Here is a 22,999-nt window from a genome sequence, read left to right on the forward strand (position 1 = left end):
ATTCACAATTAGGGGCGCCAAATAGTGAGTCATTTCTACAGCGGCATTCGGTGTGTCGTTCCCGATAACCCGTGGATACTCATCTTTGAGGCATGGAGAATGGGTGCAAGGGCCAATTAAAGCTACTCAGCAGGCCCCGTTAACACATTGCCCTTTTTTATTGGTTTGGCAGACAGGCAGCGCGTTGAAAGAACCAGGTCCAATCGACGTTATGCTGGGGAGTTACTGGTACATTCCCGAGTGTGCTCGCGGTCTTCCTCACGGGTATGAGGATATTGGGAGTTTGCCATTTATGCTGTTCAGCATGGCCGTCGGCAAAAGAAAAACCGCACGTACCGCCGTGATAAGATCCAGGGACATTCCCCCAACTCTGTGCGGCATCGTTGTTAATTTGGAACCAGCCATCTTCAATGCTGTCCCCGTGCTCATCGCAAAAAATGAAGGCCATCGCGGGCGTGGGGCAGGTCAGGTCGTTGGCCTTCAAATAAATCTTCAACCCGTTGCCGTAGGTGAGTCCTCCCGGAGTGAGTTGATTTAAAGTGTATTGTCCCATTTGCCCGTTCATGGAATAACTGCGTAGTCGAGGGCCGTTAACCGCGGACAGGGTATCGCCGGGACATTTATACACTGCAATCTGGTTGGCCATGTAAGGCGCCAGAAGTGAAGAGGTGTAAAAAGTGGTGTTGGTGTTGCCTGGCGCAATCTGCCAATCCTCGGTTGAGCCACTGCACCAGGTATAGTTCGCCGGATAGCCGGCAGGCGCGTTGGGAAGCATGATTTCATTGAAATCGCCCAGGTACATCTGCCAACCGAGCTGCAATTGCTTGCAATTGCTGGTATCCTTGATCTGCTGGGCTTTTATTTTCGCTCTCGCCAGTGCCGGCAACAGCAACCCGGCCAGGATGGCAATAATGGCAATTACGACGAGCAGTTCGATCAAGGTAAAGCCACGGCGAGAACGCGTTGAGAGAGGGCGTGTCTCAGCAAAAGAAGGCATCAAGGGCTTTTTCATAGGGAGAAAGGGGTATCAAGCGATAATAGCACAAGAATCGGGCCATTCAAATTTTCGATGTGGAAGCAACCAAAGCGGGGCATCCGCCGGTACGGATGCCCCTTTGAAAAGCCGACTCCAGGCAGGTCGAATTACTTCTGAATGCGATAAAACTGAGTTGAACCGCTTGTGCTTGCAGTTGCCTGAAATAAACCGGCGCTAAGCCGGGTGATGGTCGCGCCGCTCACTGGCAAATAACCGCTCGCTGGAGCGACCGTTGAAGAGCCTAAAAGAGTAAAGGCAGTCGCCAAACCGTCAGGCGCGGTGAAGTTAATTGTAACAGTGCTGCCGCTCACGGTGATCTTTGTGATCACAGTTGGAATGATCACATTGATCGTTTCCACAGCCACGGTGGTGGCCTGGTTGGTTCCGGGCGGCGACCAGACGCGCCAATAATTGGTTGTTGTGGAGGCCCCATAGAGGTTGCCAACATTGTCCCAAGCCGCGCAGCTATATTGATTGGGATAATCAAGATTGGTTAATGTCTGAGTGATCCCGGTATCATTCGTGACAGTCAAGACAGAACCATCCGCAGTGTTGAGCAAACGGATGCCACCTGAGGTTGTGCCGGCTTGGCCAGCAAACATGGGAAGGGCCACCATTGTGGGGTTTATTCGGGAGTTGATGACAGTGTCGGAAATGCTGCAAAGCGAATTATCCAGGCTTCCAACGGCCCAAGCCGATCCTGTAAGTTCTGCAAAGGCAGAGCCTTGGCCTTCAGGAGGAAGGGTGCCACCATTCCAATTGGTGAAAAGAAAGCTTCTGTTGTCGAAAGCAGCGACACCAGAGCGATTTTGAGAAACGAAAATGTCAAGATTGTTGTCAACGGTGACACCAGACCCAACTACGAGGCCAACGTCTCCGCCGGTTGCCACGGCCTGCGTTCCTACATTGTCAGCCGGATCAGCTGCGCCGTTGGTCATGTGGAACATCCAAATACCCCAGGAGTGGTAATCACCATAGTCATCAAGCCAGACCGCCGCGTTAGTGGTGGTAGTGCCGGTAACATCGAATACTCGGACACCCCAGCCGGATTGATCCAGAAGGCCTCCCAGCGGACATTGGCTATAATTATTCGGGGAGTTGGGATATCCACCGCTGGGTGCAAGGCCGGTGCCAGCGTTGCCGGAACCTTCATTGATCACCAGCTGATTCGTTGTCGCAAGGATGTCGCAAGCAATGACTGCGCCCGCAGCGCTATTATCAGAAAAGTAGATTCTATCGTCTTCCCCGATTCTTACGGTATAGGGACTAAGGTTGTTGTGGAACCCGTTTTCTCCGAGCCTGGACATTTGTCCGATGTCAACATTGCCTGAATCGTTCGTGGTATATCCCGCATAGCCGAAGGATCCTTCGTCAGCAGGAGACCCGTCTGCGTTCATTTTGTATAGGCCAGTCAGTTGTGCGACGCCGTGTTGTGTGGCACTAGTTGAGTTACCCAACACGATGCGTCCATAATACGGGCTGTTGGTATTGTTATCAACTGCGATACCGTGAGGAAAAACGGCCGCTGTGTTGCTCGAGTCAATGCTGGTCTGGGTCCAATTCGTGAAACCACTGGCCGCCGCGGTGATGCTGACGGAATAGGCCCCGGCGGCCACGCTGCTCCCGCCCGTATTCTTGCCATCCCAGCTTACAGTGTTCATACCCAGAAGTGCGCCGGCGCTGCCCGACGCAAAACTGTAGGTGCGCACTACAGTGGCCCCGGACATGATCTTGAGGGTGGTCCCCAAGGTCGCAGGCTCATTCAGGATATAGCTGATGGTGACACCTGAGCCTTGAGCTACGTTGGCATTGGACAATGCCCCGTTCAATTTGATGTTTGTCGCGTAAACATTGGCGCGCGCATTGGGAGAGACGGATACGGCCGCCATCATGATGGCTAGCCCCGTGAGGAGTGAACTAATTGATCCTTTTTGTGGATTCATAGGGTTTTTCTACTATCGTTTTTAGGTTGTGGATTTGATGATTAGGTTTGCATGGGCGTTTGCATGTCATCATTACGGCCCTATTGCTGTCCAAATATTGATATTGGCCCGTAGAGGGCAAAGGTTTATTGGGGTTCCACCTTCTTTTTCACGTTTAGAAAATCGGTTGATCATAACGACACGAGAATGCGTATCTGAGTCAGATAACAAATTTTAAAAGCCTGATTTGGACAGCGGTCTTACGGCTTTGTGACTGGAACCTGCTTGTGACTGGAACGTGTGACTGGAACGTGTGACTGGAACCTACTTAACGCAATTCGCAACTTCGTTTCGTAAACCCGTGCAAAACATCAATAGATAATTTGTCGGGATCCGAATACATTTCTCCCGCTTGTAGCACTCTTTGGGAAGCCGGAGTTTAAGAAACACTCCGAAATGTATGTGGGGGATTTAAACGAATGCAGTTTGCGAATGCAATATGTAACTTGACAAATTTTGTGTAATACATGTATTAGCCAAATGAACCAACCTAACGCATCAAGCTGGTGGTTATGCCGAACGCCCGGTTTATTTTGTTCTTGCTGTTGCCAATCACCCGGCACGAAGCCTAACCGACAACTTTTACCAATGTCCATTTGCCCGGCCCTTGGCTGCGCTCCAGCCGGAACAAGTTGGATTCTTCCCGCACCAACTCGTGGCCAAGGCGGTCCCGACGTTCCGGTGGTGCCTAATCAAATCCATGGCGATTGACAATCAAGGCTTAAATACATACCTAGAAAAGCAATGGCGGATCAAAAACTCACGAATCGCAAAGGTGACTTCCCTTCCGGGGCTTGGGGTTTCCTGTGGTTGGTGTTTTTTGCCGGCCTGTGTTTCAGCTACATCGAATTCCATAACGGCCGGACCGGGGGCTGGAAGTTGTTTACGCTTTCCTCATTTTCGTTGGCTGGCCGCTCGCAGGCTGGCGGCTGTCGCGGCGGGCACGGAAATAAAAGTCTTTCTGATTAAGGAATGGCCATCCTTAATTCCTTGCATCGTTGAAGTATCACTTTTCTGTTGCACTACCTTCGCATTTGGGTTTCCACTCATTCATGAATTCCTCCCGGTTTGTTGCCATCGTTCTCCTGGCTTCCATCTGTTGTTTGCGAGTTTCTGGCGCGGATGCCCCCGAAGTCATCCAGCTCTGGCCCAAAGGCGCTCCGGGTGAGCAAGGAAACATTGGTGAGGAAAAGGATGCATCGAAGCCGAACGAAGGCTTGGTGGCGGGAAAGCCTGTCATCCGGTTGGGGAACGTCTCCAATCCCACGCTTACAGTTTATCGGCCATCCAAAGAGAAGGACACCGGTGCTGCGGTCGTGGTCTGTCCAGGCGGTGGCTACCGCATTTTGGCATTGGATCTCGAAGGCTCCGAAGTCTGCGAATGGCTTAACTCCCTTGGGGTGACCGCTGCACTGCTAAAATATCGTGTTCCCGTCCGCGCTGGCCAGGAGCGATATGCAGCGCCTTTACAGGATGCTCAACGTGCTCTTGGTATTATTCGTTCGCACGCGAAGGAATGGAATTTGAATCCCAAACACATCGGCATTCTCGGTTTCTCCGCGGGTGGTCATCTGTCTGCGACCGCGAGCAACAATTATCTAAAGCGCACTTACGATACGATTGATGCTGCCGATGAAGTCAGTTGCCGCCCCGACTTCACCCTGCTGGTTTATCCCGCTTATCTGACCGCCAAAGAAGACCCGTACCAGCTTGCCGCGGAGGTTTGCGTCACGAGCAACACGCCTCCTGCGTTCATTCTCCAAACCGAAGATGATGCGGTGAAGGTGGAGTGCAGCCTGGCTTATGCCATGGCTCTCAAGAAGTCCAAAGTGCCGATGGAGTTGCACATTTATCCTGTGGGCGGTCATGGCTACGGCATGCGGCCCACGGATAAGCCCGTCACCCATTGGCCCATGCTCGCGGAACAATGGCTGCGCAATTCTGGATTTTTAACAAAAGAGCAAACGAAATAACCGGAGTGGAAGAATTATATTTCGAAGTCCTTTTTCAGCAGTGAAAAGCATTGTAAATCGAAGAATTCGCCTTTGAAATAAAAGTAATCCCGCAAAATGCCTTCCGTCCGGAAGCCCAGCTTCGTCAGCACTTTTTGAGAAGCTGTATTTTGTGTGTGCGTCATGGCTTCAATGCGATTCACTTCTCGATCGAAGGCGTACGTCAGCAGAGGCCTCAACGCCTCTGTCATAATGCCCTGTCCCCAGAATTCAGCTGCCAGATCATAACCCAAAACTGCTGAGCGATTATGCGGCTTCCGAACCAGACCGCAGGTGCCGATCACCTCTCCAGAATGCTTCAAGGTAATTCCCCAGCGAATTCCCACTTCCTTGTGATATCGATCCGTGAACCTGGCTATCACCTCCAGTGCCTGATGCGGCTCTGTGAGTGCTTCCATATCGTAGTATCGCATCACCTCGGGATGGGAGAAGATGTTAAACACCTCCGGCACATCTTCAGGAATAATTTCCCGCAGGGTGAGGCGCTCTGTTTTCAATATTGGAAATGAGTTCATATCAGCTCAAAGCCAGTCGCATGAAGCTGGCGTTGGTTCAGGGATATCGGCCGGTGTATTCACGGCGACTGTGTTCAAACCTTCACGACAGAATTGGCACCACAGGGCTGCGCCTTTCCCATACATATTTAGTTTGCCAAAGCCCGGGTTGTCCTTCGTCATCGTTGGCGGTGGAATCAGGCAGGTCGTGGGCCCGCCCAAGGCATTCGCCGCATAGTGTGAGAAGGTCGAGCAGGCTGAGGCCACCAGCACGCTGCAACATCCGAGCGCAAAAAGATCGGCTGCCGGATCGCATTTGGAATCATGGTCTGGTCCCTTGTAGCTGTAGAGAGAGGTGGTTGGCACTTCGAAGACATCAAAGTTCTTCTTCAAACTGTCGAAGGCATCCAGGTCACCCGTGCAGGACACATAAAACGCCACATCCTTATGAGCAGCGGCTATTTTGCCCATGACATGCTCATACCACCAGGTTGGTGTCGCTGGCCACTCGTGTCGATTGACATCGAAAGTTCCATCGTCGACGAGTTGAAAATCGCCACGACGAATATGCACGCCCACGACGGGTCGATTAGCATAACGCGAAAAAGTGGTGCGTATGGCCGCAACCAAATCAGGGCGTAATTTCACTCTTTTAGCGGTTGGTATATAGACACGTTCCAAAAGGTGGGCTGGCCCGTTATGAGTACGTAAAATGACTTTATTATGATCCTTGATGCGGGAGAAAAGCTCGTCAGAATAATTGCGAAGCCGCAGTGCCCCGATTCTGCCAGTCAAACCCAGCCCCTCCTTGCGCGCACCAGCCACGTTGAACGACTTCAGCTCCGGCCAGTCGAGACACACATCATGGCCATATCGATCGGAAATAACGAAGGCCAGCGCGAGTGTCTCGAGCTTCGTGGACAGGCCCACGTAATCTGTGATGAAGACTTTTTTGCGCATCCCGATTATTTGATTGCTCTCCAAGAATTGCGTTCACTTGAAAAAACTCAAGCTTAACCTTGTGAAAGAACCATCACCGGGTCACGAGTTGCCTTGGGTTATGTTCGTAGCGAGCGAACACTATTCGTCATCGCCCGCAGCTTTCTTCTTCTTTTTCCTGCCAACCTTGTCCTTCTCGGTTATGGCAGTTGGCATCGGTGCCTGGACCTCTTTTTGCCAGGCAACCAACTTCTTTTCCAGTTCCTGGGCCTTCTCCGGCATCTTCGCGGCAAGATTGTTTGTCTCGCCGAGATCCTCACGCAAGTTGTAAAGCTCCAGACGATGATCCTCGAAAAACTCCATCAATTTCCAATCGCCACAGCGAACCACGCCGACAGGCAGGGTCCTCCACGTGTCCGCGCCCGCCCCCAAATAACCGGGAAAATGCCAATATATGGCATCACGATTCAGCTTCTTCATGCCACCACTTTTCAGCACTTTTAAATAACTCGTGCCATCCAGTGGATATTTTTCCGGGGCTTTGGCTCCTGCCAGCTCCAGCAACGTCGGATACAAATCGATGCTGATGATCGGCTGATCGCACACTTTCCCGGCCGGAATTTTGCCCGGCCAACGGAAGATATAAGGCACTCGATGCCCGCCCTCATAAAGCATCCCCTTCCCACCGCGCAACGGATTGTTATCGGTCACATCACCCGCTTTCTTGATGCCTTCCCTTTGGTAGCCACCCACGCCGCCATTATCACTTGAGAAAATCACAAGCGTGTTATCGGAGAGTTTCAATTCATCCAATAATGCCACCACGCGGCCCACACTCTCGTCCACGCTGGCAATCATCGCCGCATAAGTGGGGTTGTGGTGACCATCTACACCCTGCTTGGCACTAAACTTCTGGATCAGTTCCTTTTTTGCCTGCAGAGGTTTGTGTACGGCGTAGTGCGGAAGGTACAGGAAAAAAGGTTCATCCTTGTGCCGTTTGATGAAATCCAGCGCCTTATCCGTCAGGAAATCCGCCAGATATTCGTCCTTGGGATAATCCACCTTCGGATTGGTTACAAAGTCAAAGTGAACCCCCATGCTCACGAGGGCTTCGTCAAACCCACGCTGTGCCGGATGATGTTCCTTGTCTTCCCCCAAATGCCATTTGCCAAACATGCCCGTCGCATAGCCTGCCTTCTTGAGGGATTGTGCCAGCGTGATCTTATCCAGCGGCAGCTTGGTCACGTTTTCCACCGGATGCAGCGAACGCGTTTGCCATGCGAAGCGATCAATACTGCCAACGGTATAAACACCCGTGCGCGGACCATATTGGCCGCTCATCAGTGAAGCACGTGTTGGCTGACAATTCGGCCCGCAGGTATGACCATCAGTGAACTTGATGCCGTCCTTCGCCAATTTGTCGATGTTCGGCGTCTCGTAATACTTGCTGCCGTAGCATGCGACGTCGGTGTAGCCCAAATCATCTGCGAGGATGAAAACGATGTTTGGTTTGTTGGCTGCTTTTGTTGAAAGACAAAAGACTGCCATCAAAAGCAAACTGAGGAGAAATCGCATTTTTCAAAAGACGGTGGCAGGTTGGTAAAAGTTACAGCCACAATCTATTACCCTGCCATCTGCCCACGCGTCACACCAAGTTGATTCAGCAGCTTCAATTCACGATACAATTGTGCGCCTTCGATTTCGCCACGCAACAACTGACGATATTTGGTGATGGTCTGCACCACTTGTTCCGGTGTTTCGTTCAAAAATTCAATACGGAAATGACGCGCGCCTAGAGCCATCATACGCGCTACATACTCCGCACCTGTCTGGGCGAGTGAATTGAATACCGTATTGCGGCATCCCGCGTCCGCCTTCAATGGATGCTCCGCGCCGACGCGGTCGCGTAGTTTTACGTCATGCTTATCGCACGGACGCCCACAGTTGGAGTAATCGGTGCCCTCAGAGAGAAACGCGCAGAACACACAATGCTCCATATGAAACATCGGCATGTGTTGATGAATGGTGATCTCAAACCATTCCGGCGGGGCGGATTTCAACAATGCTTCCAGCTGCGTGAAGTTCAAATCATACGACGCCGTCACTCGCTCCAGTCCAAAACGATTCTTGAAATAATCCGCGGTGAGACGATTGGCAATGTTGAGCGAGAAATCGCCAGTGCGCCGGCAATCCGCAAAGTAATTCAAATGATCGTAATTGCGCACCAAATAGCCATCAGCATTGCTGGAGCGGACAATCTTCATGATCCACTCTTCGCCCATCTTGAAGATGCGCGGCGGAGCGACCCAGATTGTTCGATTCGGTGCAGCACAGCCACTGGCGCAATGCACCAGCGACACTGCTTCGCGATACTTTTTCGGATCTTCAAACTCGCAATAAAGCGTCTGCACACCACATTTCAATGCTGCATCCAGTTGCTCCAGGTTGCGCGCGAGCACGATTAACTCTGAAGTCTTATCCGTGTTGCCGGCCCGGGACGACTGATCTGGCAGACTCAGGTTTGCGGCTGCTTCAGTGACTGCGTTGAGAGTCCAGCGCTTCGGTTGCACGCGCAGTCGCTCCAATTCTATTACCACTTCGCGACGCAGCTTGTTCAACTCGCTCACTGGCAACATCACTGAGCCGGATAAATGATTTTTCAGCTCGCCCAATACGAACGGTGTGCCTCCCAGTCGACCAAGTTGTTCACGCAATCGTTCTGTGCTGAGTGGTTGATTTTGCGCCACTTCCATCGGCATCGTGGATTCAGCCTTAACGACATTGCCCACCTCATCACGAACAATGAGCGTCATCGGTTTTCCAGCCAGTCCATGAACCTCAAATGAAATCGGGCGCTGAAACTGCGGCTTCTCGCCTTCAAAGCTCTGGCGCAGCTTGCGATCCAGTTCCGGGTCGTTGGTTTTCCAGAGTTTGTCGCCAATGTGCACACGGCGAAAATTCACATCGCCATGACCAAAACCTATCAGCGATTCCTGGCCGCGAACGTCCACGGTATAAACGCGCCCGCCTTCCTCGTCCTGGTCGGGATGCCCGGCATCGAACACCACGCCATCACCCGGCTTCAACGGTGCTTTCAGCTTCAACGCGATTCGTTCCCCCTGAATGCGGCCGACTTCGCCAAGATAAACCCCGCGTTTCTTGCCAAATCGCGCGTGCGCCAGTTCCTGGTTGTTGATGCCGCGAAACCATCCCGTATAAAGGCCGCGCGAAAACCCCATTTCGAGGTTGTAGCGGGATTCAGAGTTGATTTGCTGCATTAATTTCGCGGCATGCGATGACTCAGGTGCCTCACCACCCATAAGCTCTTTGTAAACGCGGTCCAAGGCTTGACGATAGACACGGGTGATATTGGCGACATACTCTGGCGCTTTCAACCGGCCTTCGATCTTCAGCGAGGACATGCCGGTGCGAATCAAATCGGGCAATACTTCCAATCCTGCCAAATCCTGTGGGCTGAGCAGATAACGTTTGTCGCCGAGCGGCACGTTTTTGCCATCTGATACCAATTCATAAGGCATGCGGCAGGCCTGCGCACATTCACCGCGATTGGCTGAGCGTCCCCCCAAGGATTCGCTGGTTAAACATTGGCCGGAATAAGCAACGCATAACGCTCCATGAACAAAGACCTCCAAGGGCAAAGCCGAAACCGCACTCGTTTCCGTCGCGCTTTGTGCCGCCTGGATCTTTTCGATTTCCTTGATGGAACACTCCCGCGCGAGCACCACCAAATTACATCCCAGATCGCGGGCAAACTCCACACCACCCGCGCTGGTGATGGTCATCTGGGTGGAGCCGTGGATTGGAAAGTCAGGCGATAGTTCGCGAATCAACCGGCAAATCCCAACATCCTGCACAATGGCGGCGTCGACACCGGCCGAAATAATCGAGCGCAGATATTGTTCGGCATCGGCCATTTCGTTGGCAAAAACCAGCGTGTTAAAAGTGACGTAGCCTTTCACCCCGCGCAGGTGGAGAAACTCCATTAGTTTTGGCAGGTCGGCTTCGGTAAAATTGTGAGCCCGCATACGGGCATTGAAGCGTTCCAACCCGAAATAAATCGCGTCCGCACCGTTTTCGACTGCCGCTTTGGCGCATTCCCAATCGCCAGCGGGCGCCAAAAGTTCGGGGCATGGTGGAACTGACGCCGAGGAACTATCGCGACGAGAGGTATCTAAAATTGTGTCTTGTGTTGGCATGAAGCGCTCGCACAACATAACCGCCCTTGCAAAACCACACAAAGAGTAATTATTCGATTTAACCCGCTGCAACTAAGCCGCTTTTGGAGTAGCACAACTGCGCGGTGATGCTAGAGTGTCGCCATGCGTGTGCTGATTTTGGGTTGTGGCTACGTCGGTTTGCCGTTAGGTGCCGAGCTGGTGCGACAAGGGCATGAAGTGTTCGGGTTACGCCGAAGTGCGGAAGGTGAGGCCGAGGTTAAAGCTGCAGGGATTCAATCGCTTGCCGGGGATATTACAAAGAGGGAAGATCTTGCCAGGATACCCGGGCCATTTGATTGGGTGGTGAACATGGTTTCTTCCACGAAGGGCGGGGTGGAGGAATACCAGCAGGTATATCTGCAAGGCACCCGTAACCTGATCGACTGGCTTGCCTTGACTCCACCCAAAAAATTTGTTTATACAAGCAGCACAAGTGTGTATGGACAAACGGACGGTTCTTCTGTAAAAGAAACCAGTCCAGTTGAGCCGTCCAGCGAAACCAGCAAGGTTTTGGTTGAAACCGAGAAGGTTTTGATGGAAGCCGCTCAACTCAGAAAACTTCCAGCGGTGATTCTTAGGGTTGCAGGTATCTACGGGCCAGAGCGCGGACATCTCTTTCAGCAGTATCTTAAGAACGAAGCCAGGATTGCCGGAAAAGGCGAACGGATCATTAACATGATTCATCGGGATGACCTGGTCGGCATCATCATTGCGGCATTGAAAAATGGGCGAAGTGGTGAAGTTTATAATGTAGTCGACGATGAACCGGTTACACAGTTGCATTTTTTTCAATGGCTGGCTGAGGCATTGGGTAAATGGCCGCCGCCATTCGCAACGGAAGAAGAAAATGCGGCACGAAAGCGCGGATTAACGAATAAAAAAGTGCAAAACCGCAGATTGAAAATGGAATTAGGCTATCAATTCAAATATCCCACGTTTCGGCAGGGTTACACCGCAGAGATTCTCCGTCTGGAAAGGGCGGGTCGGCTCAACATTGAGCCTGAACCGCGTTAAGTAAACATAACGAGCAGCAAACTTATATTTTGCTTGCATTATCGAACTACCTGTGTAGTTAATGAATAATGATAAGCTGCAAAAGGTAAATATGACGAAAGTTCCAGCCATATCTGAATCAGAATGGAAGGTGATGAAAGTCATCTGGGGTATGCCGCCACAACCGGCATCACAAATTATTGAGGCACTGTCAGATGAAGACTGGCATCCCAATACCATCAAAACATTGCTTAGCCGCCTGCATAAGAAAAAGGCGGTCGGGATACAAAAGGATAAAAACCACTATCTTTACTTCGCGACGGTGTCGGAAGCGGATTCCGTGCAGGTAGAGAGCGAATCTTTTCTTTCCCGCGTCTTTGGCGGGTCGGTGAAGCCGTTATTAATGCACTTTGTGGACAAGCAAAAGTTATCCTCCTCAGACCTCGAAGAGTTGAGGAAGATGCTGAAACAGAAGCAGAAGTAAATCCTTTTGGTGGGCGCATAGTAGTAGTGCCTTGATTTCTGCCTGCAAGTTGTGGACCGGAATGCCCCGGGCTGAACGCGTACTGCACGCGAATTGACCGGGCGTCCTCCTCATGGCAGAAATGGATCTCAGGGCTGATACTATCGAAGGCTGTTCGCGCTGCATTTGCAGCTGAATGAGCGCCAAACAGCTTTCCCTCATGAGTTACCGAACAACTCACGCAGTTTTTTACTCCTGAAATCGAAGATTCTCTTCACCTCACGACCGACAAACAACCATTCAATCAGTTTTCCTCCGGGCGCGGCATACTGCACGTTATCCCTGATCAGTGTGCCACCGTCCTTCTCTTCGAAGGTGTGCTCATGTATCCACGTGCGATAGGGGCCGTTCCGCTGTTCATCAACAAATCGAGAGGGCGGATTCCATGCCGTAATCTCGCTCGTCCAGCCCAACGGGATTCCATGCACTTTCAGCCGATATTGGATATAGGCACCGACCTTCATTTCGATCGGGCCTGCGTTTGCAATTTGAAAATCCAGCCATGGCGGTGTGATCGTTTGCAGATTTTTCGCGTTCGCAAAGAAAGAAAAAACCCTCTCGCGTTTTTGTGGCAACCACAGCTCGGATACCAGTGTTTCCATGCTCAAACCAATCATCGTGCCAAATAGCCCAGGTGCAACCCGACTTTGGGGGCAGAAGAGGAATCAACCCGCTCGAAAGGAAACTCTGTGATGAAGCGTTGTCCGCGGCCACGCAACGTCAATTTTCATCGCCATTTCCCCAAATTGGCTGGCTTTTCTTTTTCTGAATTGCGAAGATATCAAGTACCGTGCACGGCATTTGCCATTTACTGAATAACGCTTTGGCGGAGATCACCGTCGATTCCGCCGGATCATCACCACTGCAGTTGCAGATTTGGCTTTTCAAAGGGGCTATTCTCAACTTCCAACCTGCGTTGACGCCGTGAATTCGTCTGCTTTAGCCCATTTCTTTGTTTGGTTGATCAGAACATCCATGGAGGCAGCGATTTTCATTTTTATCGTAGCCTTGATCCAGTTGGTTATAAAAAAACAACTTTCTCCCCGGTGGCGGCATGCCATCTGGATACTTATTGTCATACGTCTCCTGATGCCAGTTTCCCTTCCCAGTTCGCTAAGCTTGTTCAACTTTTCGCCGATCAAGCATTCTGCCGTTTTTAATTACTCGCCTTTCAAGCCTGCGTCGCGCGGAGTAACTCCTCACGCACTCGAAATGGCTGGTCGGATGGAAAAGGAGGTTGTGCCTCCTGCTGGCGGCCTGTCATCAAGCCCCCCTTCAAGTCGCAGATTTATTTGGGCATGTTTTATCATTTGGCTGGCCGGGGTCGTAATTTTCACATCCCGCATCGTCCAATTGGATTTTGCCTTTGCTGCCAAGGTCGGACGAACAAAAATGGTTACGGACTCGGAGACGCTGGAGTTATTGGACCAGTGCCGTCGCCGCATGGGAATCCGTTTTCCAATCGGATTGCTTGAAACCGACGAAGTGCAAACTCCGGCTCTTTATGGTGCTCTCCATCCACGTCTGCTCATCCCCAAAGGCATGAGCGCGGATCTTAATCCAGAGGAGCTGGAACACGTATTCATGCATGAATTGGCCCATATCAAGCGCCACGACATGGTGGTCCACTGGATTATGACGCTGGCCCAAATCTTGCATTGGTTCAATCCTCTGGTTTGGGCTGCCCTGGCCCGGATGCGGGTTGAACGTGAGTTGGCTTGCGACAGTCTGGTACTTTCGTATGTCAAGGATGCAGAAAAGGAATCCTATGGCAGCACTCTTTTAAAGCTGTTGGAACGATTTACCCAACCCAGCCCCAATCCCGGGATCGTTGGAATCATGGAGAGAGCGGAGCCTATAAAGGAGCGGATTTTGAGCATTGCCCACTACAGGAAGGAAGCACAATGGTCATTCTCTGCCCTCCTGCTGATTCTCCTCCTTGGCACCATCGGACTTACGGATGCGAGAACTTCATTGTCGGATTTGCCGGGCCTAACCCACTGGTGGCCGGCTGATGGAACTGCTGAAGAAAAGATCGGTGGCCACCATGCCATTTTGCACGGCAACCCTGGTTTTGCACCTGGCGTATATGGTCAGGCTTTCGATCTGAATGGCATCGATCAGTTCATTGAAGTTCCCAGCAGTCCCGACTTATGCCCAAAGGGTAGCTTTTCCATCTCTACATGGGTTTTTCCCAGGCAGGATAAGCAGCAGGTCATCATTTCAAAATGGGGAGTGTGGCCGGCCGAATACAATAATCGTTCGTTTGTATTGCACACCCTGCCCGAACTGGGTTTGCGTTTCTGCACCTCGGATTTGAAAAATCAATGGAATTTTCATTACCAATATTTTGAGACAAAATTTGAGGTTTTGGCGACGAACAAGTGGAATCATGTTGTGGCTGTCTACGACCAGGCTTCCGGCCGGCGGCAAATGTATGTAAATGGGATGATTGTGGCGGAAAGGATGGATCCTCCGATAACTCTCCTGGAAACCACCGTGCCTCTCGGCATAGGCGCGGTGATTGAAGACGCGAAATGCACCAAAACCCACAGTTATTTTAACGGGTTGATTGACGATATCCGGATCTATTCCCGCGCGCTCTCTGCCGAGGAGATCATGAGGATTTATAAAATGACCGGTATGAAAGAGCCCTAGTTCGAATGTTGAAATGTATTTGGGTCTTCCGTCAGGAATTTCCGCCCGGCATTTCACTCAACCAACGCGAAAGGAGATCTTCGTAATAAAGTCCCTGCCAAAACTGTGCTGCAGGCGGTCGAGGATTTCTTTGCGTCGATACCGAACGATTTCATTCAACCAGACGCTGCTGTCCACGCTTACAAACAAGGTTCCCTTGTTAATGCCCGTGGGTTGCGCATGGGCAACAATCATGGGATCAATCAAGTTGTTCCAGACTTTCACCACCTCGGCGTCCGAACGGTGATTGTCCAGTCGCATATCCTTCAGAACTTTTGGCAACAGTTCAGACGCCTTGCGTGCCCGCATGGCCTGACCCTTTTCAATCGGAGCGAAATCGACCCCACGCCATTGCGCGAGGATTCGCTGCCGCGCATCCCCTTTCGGCGGGCCGAGCTTATACTTCCGAAACGGCTTTGGAATCAGAGCCATGCCTCTAAATTAATCTTTTCCAACTGGTTTAAAAGCATCTTCTGAGCAGCCCATCCAGCGTAAAAACACCAGATTTTGCTAATTGCCGCAACTTCGAAACCCTGTCACGGCCCATGCGTCGCTAATGGAAATCGCCTTGAGCCACATAAATAAACGAACTGGCATAACGAAAAATAAAATACCCTTATTGAAAACGGGCAATAAGGGTCTTTTAAAAATGATTGGACTCCCTGTCGAGAGAAATGGTTTGGGGGCAAACATTCTGTTGGAGGAGAACCCATTTAGATGCGTCCGTCCTGACATTCTCAATAAAATTTGGGCTACTTCTTCGGATGTTCGTCGAGAACCAACACGCCATGCGGTGGCAACTCATAATTTCCCGCCACGGTGGAACTCGTCAGAAAGTCGTGCATCGGTTTGTAAAACTGTATTCGCACCGGCGAGTTCTGATGATTTAACAGGAAAAACACCCGCGTGTTGTCCTTCTGCCGCATGCTCACCTCCACCGTATCCGGTACCTTCAGCAACGGTGGAATATTGCAAAGCTGCCGCAGCCAAACGATCAAATCATCATAGAAATGTTGATGACTCATCGTTCCAATGTAAATGGCACGACCCAGGCCGAACGTATTCATCGTTATCGCCGGACGACCGGAGTAAAAATCCTTCGCGAACGTAGCCAGAATCTGACATCCGTTTGGCTCGATCAGATCACACCAAACTCTGGCCATGTGCATGTGTGAGGTTGGAAAGGAGCCCTTGAAAGCCATATGATTCTCTTCATCCGGCGGCAGAGGATCGAATTCCGACACCTCCAGGCCGAACAGATCCGTCATGTTATGCGGGTAACAGCCGTCCGGGGCCATATGATGTTCATCCACCAGACCCGTGTTGAATGTGCCAACCAACGTACCGCCATTCTGGACATACAACTTCAAGAGATCCGCCTCGCCTCCCGCCAGGAGTTGAAGTGAGGGCGCAATCACCAGCTTATATTTCGAAAGATCCTCCGTTGGCCGCGCGAAATCGACCGGAATATTCCGGTGATGCAGTCCGTTGTAAAACAATTGCACGTGATCGCGCAGATTAAAATGCCTGGTCGGCTGCGGGCCGTATTGTGTCGACCAATCGTTTTCATGGCTGTACAGGATGCAGACATCCGCCGCCACCTGGGTATCCTTGAGCGTGGGAGCGAGGAACTTCAACTCCTCGCCGATTTGGGCAATCTCCTTGTAAGTGCGGCCATCCTTCCGGCCATTGTGCGAGAGAATCGCGCCATAAAACTTCTCCGTTCCCATGCGCGGTTGACGCCAACGAAAATAAAGAATGCCACAAGCCCCGCGGGAAATGCATTGGTATGTAAACAACCGCACCACCTCAGGCCGCAGCAATGAATTCACCTCCTGCCAGTTCACATGCCCGGCCTTCTGTTCGATCACCCAGAAACCGGTGTCACCGTCCGGCGTGCGAATATCTGTCTTCTTCAGCGAACGCAACATGTCCAACTCACACGCGAGTTCCGACGACTTCGACTTGATTGTCGCGTTGCTGTCGATCGAGACGAAGTCCAACACATGCGCCACGTCAAAGTGATCGAACTTCCTCCGTAGCGCGCGAAGATTCGAAGTAACGGGGCGGCCCTGGCTTAGCTCGTGCAGGATATCCGCCTGCATCTTGACAAAGGCCACAATCGTATCGCTGTTGAACCGCGCCCAATCCAGCATCAATGCCGGATTGTGATGCGTAGGCGCATGCATCGGCATCGGCACATGATCCCAATCCGAGTACATCTGGCACCAATGCGCCGTTCCGAGAAACTGGTTCAGCCGCTCAACCGTTTCGTACTTGGCCTTCAACCAGCCATGCCAATCGCGTCGGGTTTGTTCATTATACGAACATTCCGTGTTATGTCCGCCCAGGCCGTTATCGATCTGCCAGCCGATCAGTTGCGGATGATTGCCGAGAGCGGTTGCCATTTCGCGAACGATCTTGCGTGAAAAGTCCCAGTAAACGTCGCTGTTCAGGCAGCACGCCCGCCGCGTGCCCGCACTAAACGCAATTCCTTTTTCATCCAGCGGAAGGATTTCGGGATATTTCTTCGCCATCCAAACTGGTGGCGCTGCCGTTGGCGTGCCGAGTACCACCTTGATGCCGGCCTTGCCCATGACATCCATGGCCCGTTTGAGCCAGTCGAATTTGTATTTGCCCTCCTCGGGCTCGCACAAGCCCCAGGTGAATTCGCCCATGCGGACGACGTTGACGCCTGCGCCGACCATCAGCTCGGCATCATTTTTCCAACACGCCTCCGGCTCTTCAGGCGTGCCTGCGTACGGGTAGATCCAATGCTCCGGATAGTAGTCGACACCAAAGTACATAGGTATTTGGGGGTTGAGGGTTGAATGACTACCAGCAATATACCCGGTTTGGCCTGATTAGCAATTCTGGATTGAATCAGCCTTTTTGCCTGAAAAACTTTATTCGCTTAATCTGGGCCATCTGTCGTGACTTCAAAGACCTCATCACCACTATCCAAGCCGCGCAGAATTTCCAACAACCCTGGCTCCCACTCGATACAAAGGCACATGTCCTCGCCGCCGCCGGGATGGAGTGCAAATTCAATGCTCTGGATAAGCGCGGTCATCGTGAGAGAAGAATTGAAAGGAATGCTAACCAACATGCCCTTGCGAATTTCACCTTCTACTGCCGTTCCGGCAACTCAAACGCTTCCCGCACGTGAAATCTTGGCATAATGTTTGTGGCTTGGCGTATCGTGATGTCCCCTTGGGGACCAAGTGCGCATTAAAAAGCTTATTTAATTTTTTTCGTCGCGTTATAAACTTCGATCTCCGACTCCGGCGTCTTGGACACCGAGACCCGGCAATAATCCACATCAATGCATATGTTGCCACACTCGCAAATATCATACTTGTTGCGATCGGCGTAATAGCCGCACAAGGGACAACGGTAGAACTGTCCAATCCATCCATGTTCGCCCGGACCTTTGGAAAGGAACACCAGGTCAAACTCAGCAAGCAGCTTCTTCTGGTCGGTTTTCTGTGCCATACCCAAGCCTTTTAACGCAATCGTCGGTGGCGGTCCAGCCCTTGGGTTACCTTCGTTTTTGTTTTGCGTAAACATCGGGACTTTTCGCGGAGTCACTGGCTTCCTCTTTCTCCTCGCGATAAAACGTCACAGCCAAACTCGCTCCCAAACTCGCCAGCCGGCGAACCGTGCTTGGACGCAACTTAATGGAGTTGCTTGGTTGTGACGACAATCGCGCCTCATATCCCACATCAAACTTTTTGCTTTGTGCCGCCTTCCACACACGCATTCCTGCCGGCGACAACCCTTCAATCAACTCACACAATGCTGCAATCGCCTTGTTCGGTCCCTTTCTCGTGCCGGCAATTTCGACAAAAAGACAATGATGTCCCTTGATCCGACCGGAAAACATCACCATGACCTTGTTACCCAGCTCACGAGCGAGCGTACGTAGCGTCGATTTGGACTTGAGACACAGGTCCACATTTACAAAGTAAGGACGCCTCATAGTTCCGACAATCTCTTTAGGCAGGGGCCCAGAAATTTTTGCTCCTGCTGTACATCAGTAAATCCGTGCTCCTTCTCCTTTGCCATGTACCAAAGGACATACTCTTTCTCCACGGCATCTCTGGTCATCCCTTGCGCATGCTCAGCATAACTCTTCACACCAAACTCGTATAACATTTCCCCAAATGAAGGCTGCCCATTCGAGCCGTGCGGGTTGCGGCGCCCTTTATAGCCGTACGGTCTGAACCTTCCTCCCACCACTTCTGCCATGATCTGGCCCACGGTTTGACCAACGGAATAGTCTACCCAGTCCGCAGTGCAAAAGGTGTAGGAATAGCGCTTGTCTTGTAAATGCTTGATCAATTCCGGAAAAGTAGGAGTTCCCATCGCAATCAGCCTGGCTCTGGCTTTGGCGACCTGAGGATGCTCGTACCCCTCGAAAAGCGCCTTGAGGTAAGCGTTCAGCTTTTGCATGTCCTCCTTGCCGCCTTGATAGTCGGTGATCTCCGGCGGCGGAGGTCCTATAGGTGAAACGAGTTGCTCGACCAGCTCAGAAATCTGATTCGCATTAATTTTGCTGCCCTGGTGCTCATGAGTGGTAGCACACGAACTAAGAAACAGCAGGAAAAACAATAATGGTAGTGAACGCAGCATGGTCAGCGGATAATAAATGAAGTGGGGAAAACTCAGGCGGTTTTGTCATTTTTTGTTCAAATCCGCCTCGACTCGCTTCCAATCAATATATGCGGTGAGTATTGGCCACTGAACCGATCGCGCGAGAAGTGCGTTCCGTTCAGCGACGATCCACCCGAGCGCCGCTGCGGGTATGGCGACAGCGACGAGATGCAGACGATAAATAATTCCGAAGATGACAAAGACGCACAGACCAAGACCGATAATCCAAAGCCCGCGAGCCATGGTGGTCGCACGTCCAAGCCCATCACCATTTTTGAGAGCTTGCCAACGGGTCAGTATTTGCTTTGTTTGGTTGTTCATGACGTGTAGCGCCACCTTTCGCCGAGAACTCAGCCATGCTGAAATCAACACGTCAATATCGAAGCGATCATGTCTTTCCGGTCAATGAAGCCGTGTTTACTGAGACAATCTCATCTTTATGCGCCGCCTACGACCCTGGGCAAAACCGCGCCCGCATGAAAACGAAATAATTTATTCAGATATCTCTCCCTTCTCCAGATGTCGCAATCCCAACATCTCGCCTGCATAAACTAGATCCAAAAAGCCTTCATCAGATATCTCTAGCTCACGCAAACACGACCAAACCTCCTCACCTTCGCGCAACTCAGGTTCCATCATACTGAAGGCTACCATGTGGGCGAGCAGCTTTGGCTGTCGCTCTTGCCAACTTTCGGCATATTGCTTGGCTTCTGCCTGGCCCTTGGCCAATGCCTCTTCGTGGCTCGACGCGAGAAAAATGACCACTCGTTCCTCAAACAGTCGCCCAGGCTTGCCATCCATCAGCCGGTCAGATCTGAAGATGCTCCGAACTGCATACCATTCTTGATTTGGCATAATGCGTAATCAGCTTCTACTCAAAAAATCAGCCATCCCGTCGAGCAAAGATTTCCGCTCCTCGAACGCACTTCCATCGATGCAACACTGAAGCTGAACAATCTTCACCGAATCGATTTGTTTGCTTCAAGTCCGGCACATTTACCTGCCGGGCTGGATGAAAGTTCCAGTCCGTCAATGGAGCTTGCGCTTCATTATTGCTGTCCCTGTTCCATTCTTTGTTTTTGCAATGCCTTTGCCCTCTCAACCGCCTTCATCAAGCCAGGGATGCAGAGAAGCATTACCAAAACCAGCAATCCATTGATGCAAGTGCCCGTTATGGCCTTGCCGAAAATTCCTTCTCGTCCATGCCGCTTCGTGGCGATCAGTGCTATAATCCCAAGAACAAGCCCTGAGATAATCATCAGCATTTGAAGCAATCCGAAGACCATCATTGCCAGTCGGATGCCCCGAACCTGCGGCTGTACAAAAATGCCGATGCTGAATGAAACAAGCGGTGCAAACAGGCTGAACGCCGCTGCCTGTTTAGGAAATGAACTCCTTGGTTGCGACGGAGTTACCATGGGGGGTGGCGGTAATGTTGGTGGTGTATTCATATGCGTCTTGTAGTTTGATGCTAACGAGCATCGACCAATACTGGCAAGCCTTTCACAACGTCTTCCTCTTCGACACGACCTTGCCCTCGCGTGTGATCACCAGGTTCTTTACCTCAAGAATGCGGACCGGTCGCATAGATCCCTTGGTGTCGGGAACCAGGGGTTCGACAGTGAAGTCCCCATAGATGTCGCACGAAAACCAGCCGCCACCATCGCCGAAAAACTGGTTTATCCTTTCCAGCGCAGGACTCTCCCCGGCAGCATAAAGCATGCGTTTGCTGCCAATGATCCAGATGCGCATATTTGCGCTGCCGTTGTAATTACTCAATCTGCCATGGATAGTGAAGGGCGCGTTCAATACCTCACCGGTGAAAACCTCCTTGGCCCATAATGGGCTGCATGCGAAGACTATCATGAGGAGTGCTAGGAGCTTATTCATGTGTTTTGAACTAATAATCAAACTAACCGCTCGAGCCGATCGCACAGCAAAGCGACTTTCACTCACCTGATCTGGTTGGAGCTTATCATTCCGATGGATTTTTCGGATTCACTGCGATTTGGCCGGGCAGTGTTTTTTTGGATACTCGTCATGGATTGTGCTTTAAGGTCTTTCCCATTTCGTGTCGCTCGACGGTTCCAGCAGCGCCATAGGACAAGACAAGAGACGCGACGACTACAGATGCCGCCATGAGCACAGGTGCGGACAGAACTTCTGCCATATCAGGTCTGCCTAAGGCCAATAATCCAGCAATCAATGCGAGCAGTGCCAGGCCAATCAGGAAGCCAGCTTTGCAATAATCTTTCAAGGCAGCCTGACGTCGCGAAAGGCGACGGACAACGGGACGACCAATGACGAGTTGAAGCAGGGAACCGATAATGAGCAGGAGAACGATGGCTGCAATATCCATGCTTTTGCTGAAACTTGGGCCGACTCCGTCACTAGGTTTACCAGCAAGGATATCTGCAGCCTTGCCGACGCAATACCAACTCATCATCGCACATGGCATCGGAAGCAGAAATCGAAAGAATTTGGTTTTACGCATTGATTGGTTTTTTGCTCCCGGGTCATTCCTTTGGCCGAATCACTATACATCTATCGCCCCAATTATCCTTTTTCAAACAAAAACGACACCAACCTTGGCGGCTTCCCTTCATCCTTCTCATGCCACCATTCCTCAAGTCGCTTTACGGTGAACCCGCAGCTCTGGGCCGCCTTCACGAATTCTGAGATGTGATGCACGAAGGCGGGTATCTGGGTCTTCTGCTCACCTCGGGAAAAGTTCGCGACTGTGCCCTGGTATTGCCGGAACGGATGCAATTCACAGACGAAGAACCATCCTCCAGGAATCAGGGCGCGAGCGGCTTCGGCAAAGACCGGCGAAAGCTCGTTCACATGCTCTAGAACCAGATTGCAACTGACCAGGCCAGCCGAGCGCTCAGCGCACGGCCAGCGCTTGGTGATATCAGCCACCGAAAAAGTGACATTGGAGATTTCCCTAAAATTCTCCTTGGCCTTCGCCAGCATGCCTGCGGAGAAATCCATCGCCTGCACCCGTTCACCCAAGTCAGCGAAAAACTTGGTGTTCTTCCCTGTGCCGCACCCAATCTCAATAATCGATTCAACCTTCAACTCCCCGAGCACGCGCCTTGTCACCACTTGATCCAGGTCACGAGTCGCGTTGGTGTCGGCGTCGTAGGTCTGGGACCATTCGTTGTATGCCGCTTGAACGCTCATGTATATTTGCAAAAATTCTGGCAGCCAAGGTTCTGGCCTAGGCTCTAATGGTAGCGAAAAGGATGTTGACTCGTCCAGTGCGCTGCGCTCGTTGTGGAATGCCCGTGCAACGGCTTGTTGATAATGACTCAAATCTCGCGGCATCCAGACTTTAAGCTTTGAATTTCAAGGTCGCTCTCTACAGTTATCGCGGTTCTCTATTTCTTGAACACAGCAGGAAATGAGAGCCATTAACTTGAAATA

General features: G+C 51.4%; 24 protein-coding genes. 5 read left to right on the top strand and 19 right to left on the bottom strand.

Annotated features, from left to right (window positions below):
• Positions 1-157: 157 nt before the first annotated feature.
• The gene (locus CFLAV_RS12165; protein ID WP_007415026.1) at positions 158-1,012 is read right to left on the bottom strand and encodes a type II secretion system protein; all 855 of its coding nucleotides are present in this window, start codon (positions 1,010-1,012) and stop codon (positions 158-160) included.
• 131 nt (positions 1,013-1,143) lie between these two features.
• Positions 1,144-2,979 carry a FlgD immunoglobulin-like domain containing protein gene (locus CFLAV_RS12170; protein ID WP_007415027.1) on the bottom strand — a complete coding sequence of 612 codons (1,836 nt, stop codon included), beginning with the start codon at positions 2,977-2,979 and terminating at the stop codon, positions 1,144-1,146.
• A 783-nt stretch (positions 2,980-3,762) separates the two neighbouring features.
• On the opposite strand from CFLAV_RS12170, the gene CFLAV_RS12175 reads away from it, so the two are divergent.
• Both CFLAV_RS12175 and CFLAV_RS12180 read left to right on the top strand, forming a co-directional pair.
• On the top strand, positions 3,763-3,987 hold the full coding sequence (locus CFLAV_RS12175; protein ID WP_007415028.1) for a hypothetical protein: 225 nt from the start codon (positions 3,763-3,765) through the stop codon (positions 3,985-3,987).
• A gap of 83 nt (positions 3,988-4,070) precedes the next feature.
• Positions 4,071-4,991, top strand: coding sequence for an alpha/beta hydrolase (locus tag CFLAV_RS12180; RefSeq protein ID WP_007415029.1), 921 nt, complete (start codon positions 4,071-4,073; stop codon positions 4,989-4,991).
• Positions 4,992-5,005: 14 nt separating this feature from the next.
• Here CFLAV_RS12180 and CFLAV_RS12185 read toward each other — a convergent pair whose 3' ends face one another.
• From CFLAV_RS12185 to CFLAV_RS12200, 4 genes are all read right to left on the bottom strand, one after another.
• Complete coding sequence (locus CFLAV_RS12185; protein WP_160164568.1) at positions 5,006-5,527, bottom strand: GNAT family N-acetyltransferase; 522 nt, start codon at positions 5,525-5,527, stop codon at positions 5,006-5,008.
• Between the two features lie 24 nt (positions 5,528-5,551).
• Positions 5,552-6,484 carry an O-fucosyltransferase family protein gene (locus CFLAV_RS12190; protein WP_007415031.1) on the bottom strand — a complete coding sequence of 311 codons (933 nt, stop codon included), beginning with the start codon at positions 6,482-6,484 and terminating at the stop codon, positions 5,552-5,554.
• Between the two features lie 120 nt (positions 6,485-6,604).
• Positions 6,605-8,038: a sulfatase gene (locus tag CFLAV_RS12195; protein ID WP_007415032.1), complete on the bottom strand. Its 1,434-nt coding sequence runs from the start codon at positions 8,036-8,038 to the stop codon at positions 6,605-6,607.
• Between the two features lie 47 nt (positions 8,039-8,085).
• On the bottom strand, positions 8,086-10,680 hold the full coding sequence (locus CFLAV_RS12200; RefSeq protein WP_040548430.1) for a U32 family peptidase: 2,595 nt from the start codon (positions 10,678-10,680) through the stop codon (positions 8,086-8,088).
• A gap of 123 nt (positions 10,681-10,803) precedes the next feature.
• On the opposite strand from CFLAV_RS12200, the gene CFLAV_RS12205 reads away from it, so the two are divergent.
• Together CFLAV_RS12205 and CFLAV_RS12210 are read left to right on the top strand one after the other, a co-directional pair.
• On the top strand, positions 10,804-11,715 hold the full coding sequence (locus CFLAV_RS12205; RefSeq protein WP_007415034.1) for an SDR family oxidoreductase: 912 nt from the start codon (positions 10,804-10,806) through the stop codon (positions 11,713-11,715).
• Positions 11,716-11,776: 61 nt separating this feature from the next.
• Entirely contained in the window at positions 11,777-12,178 is a 402-nt protein-coding gene (locus CFLAV_RS12210) for a BlaI/MecI/CopY family transcriptional regulator (protein ID WP_007415035.1), read from the top strand.
• 197 nt (positions 12,179-12,375) lie between these two features.
• Here the strand turns inward: CFLAV_RS12210 and CFLAV_RS12215 are convergent, their stop codons facing one another.
• Positions 12,376-12,819 (bottom strand): SRPBCC family protein, encoded by a 444-nt coding sequence (locus CFLAV_RS12215; RefSeq protein ID WP_150107396.1) that lies wholly within the window; start codon positions 12,817-12,819, stop codon positions 12,376-12,378.
• Between the two features lie 322 nt (positions 12,820-13,141).
• Between CFLAV_RS12215 and CFLAV_RS12220 the strand changes: the two genes are divergently transcribed.
• Positions 13,142-14,875 (top strand): M56 family metallopeptidase, encoded by a 1,734-nt coding sequence (locus tag CFLAV_RS12220; protein WP_272941475.1) that lies wholly within the window; start codon positions 13,142-13,144, stop codon positions 14,873-14,875.
• A gap of 57 nt (positions 14,876-14,932) precedes the next feature.
• Here CFLAV_RS12220 and CFLAV_RS12225 read toward each other — a convergent pair whose 3' ends face one another.
• From CFLAV_RS12225 to CFLAV_RS12280, 12 genes are all read right to left on the bottom strand, one after another.
• Positions 14,933-15,346 carry a DciA family protein gene (locus tag CFLAV_RS12225; RefSeq protein WP_007415039.1) on the bottom strand — a complete coding sequence of 138 codons (414 nt, stop codon included), beginning with the start codon at positions 15,344-15,346 and terminating at the stop codon, positions 14,933-14,935.
• 320 nt (positions 15,347-15,666) lie between these two features.
• Positions 15,667-17,721, bottom strand: coding sequence for a beta-galactosidase (locus CFLAV_RS12230; protein ID WP_007415040.1), 2,055 nt, complete (start codon positions 17,719-17,721; stop codon positions 15,667-15,669).
• Between the two features lie 107 nt (positions 17,722-17,828).
• On the bottom strand, positions 17,829-18,023 hold the full coding sequence (locus CFLAV_RS12235) for a hypothetical protein (RefSeq protein WP_007415041.1): 195 nt from the start codon (positions 18,021-18,023) through the stop codon (positions 17,829-17,831).
• Between the two features lie 131 nt (positions 18,024-18,154).
• Positions 18,155-18,409, bottom strand: a complete 255-nt coding sequence (locus CFLAV_RS12240) for a hypothetical protein (RefSeq protein ID WP_040548347.1) — start codon at positions 18,407-18,409, stop codon at positions 18,155-18,157.
• A 46-nt stretch (positions 18,410-18,455) separates the two neighbouring features.
• Positions 18,456-18,896 carry a hypothetical protein gene (locus CFLAV_RS12245; protein WP_007415043.1) on the bottom strand — a complete coding sequence of 147 codons (441 nt, stop codon included), beginning with the start codon at positions 18,894-18,896 and terminating at the stop codon, positions 18,456-18,458.
• Positions 18,893-19,549 (bottom strand): hypothetical protein, encoded by a 657-nt coding sequence (locus CFLAV_RS12250; RefSeq protein ID WP_007415044.1) that lies wholly within the window; start codon positions 19,547-19,549, stop codon positions 18,893-18,895. Before CFLAV_RS12250 ends, CFLAV_RS12245 begins: the two co-directional genes overlap by 4 nt.
• 45 nt (positions 19,550-19,594) lie before the next feature.
• The gene (locus tag CFLAV_RS12255; RefSeq protein ID WP_007415045.1) at positions 19,595-19,891 is read right to left on the bottom strand and encodes a hypothetical protein; all 297 of its coding nucleotides are present in this window, start codon (positions 19,889-19,891) and stop codon (positions 19,595-19,597) included.
• 171 nt (positions 19,892-20,062) lie between these two features.
• Positions 20,063-20,425 (bottom strand): DUF4288 domain-containing protein, encoded by a 363-nt coding sequence (locus CFLAV_RS12260; protein ID WP_150107383.1) that lies wholly within the window; start codon positions 20,423-20,425, stop codon positions 20,063-20,065.
• 194 nt (positions 20,426-20,619) lie between these two features.
• Positions 20,620-21,021, bottom strand: coding sequence for a hypothetical protein (locus CFLAV_RS12265; protein ID WP_150107384.1), 402 nt, complete (start codon positions 21,019-21,021; stop codon positions 20,620-20,622).
• A gap of 52 nt (positions 21,022-21,073) precedes the next feature.
• Positions 21,074-21,460 (bottom strand): hypothetical protein, encoded by a 387-nt coding sequence (locus tag CFLAV_RS12270; RefSeq protein WP_007415049.1) that lies wholly within the window; start codon positions 21,458-21,460, stop codon positions 21,074-21,076.
• 148 nt (positions 21,461-21,608) lie between these two features.
• The gene (locus tag CFLAV_RS12275) at positions 21,609-22,064 is read right to left on the bottom strand and encodes a hypothetical protein (protein WP_040548353.1); all 456 of its coding nucleotides are present in this window, start codon (positions 22,062-22,064) and stop codon (positions 21,609-21,611) included.
• 62 nt (positions 22,065-22,126) lie between these two features.
• Positions 22,127-22,756 carry a class I SAM-dependent DNA methyltransferase gene (locus tag CFLAV_RS12280; protein ID WP_040548356.1) on the bottom strand — a complete coding sequence of 210 codons (630 nt, stop codon included), beginning with the start codon at positions 22,754-22,756 and terminating at the stop codon, positions 22,127-22,129.
• Positions 22,757-22,999: the final 243 nt, after the last annotated feature.

This window comes from Pedosphaera parvula Ellin514 (assembly GCF_000172555.1).
In the GTDB taxonomy this organism is placed as follows: domain Bacteria; phylum Verrucomicrobiota; class Verrucomicrobiia; order Limisphaerales; family Pedosphaeraceae; genus Pedosphaera.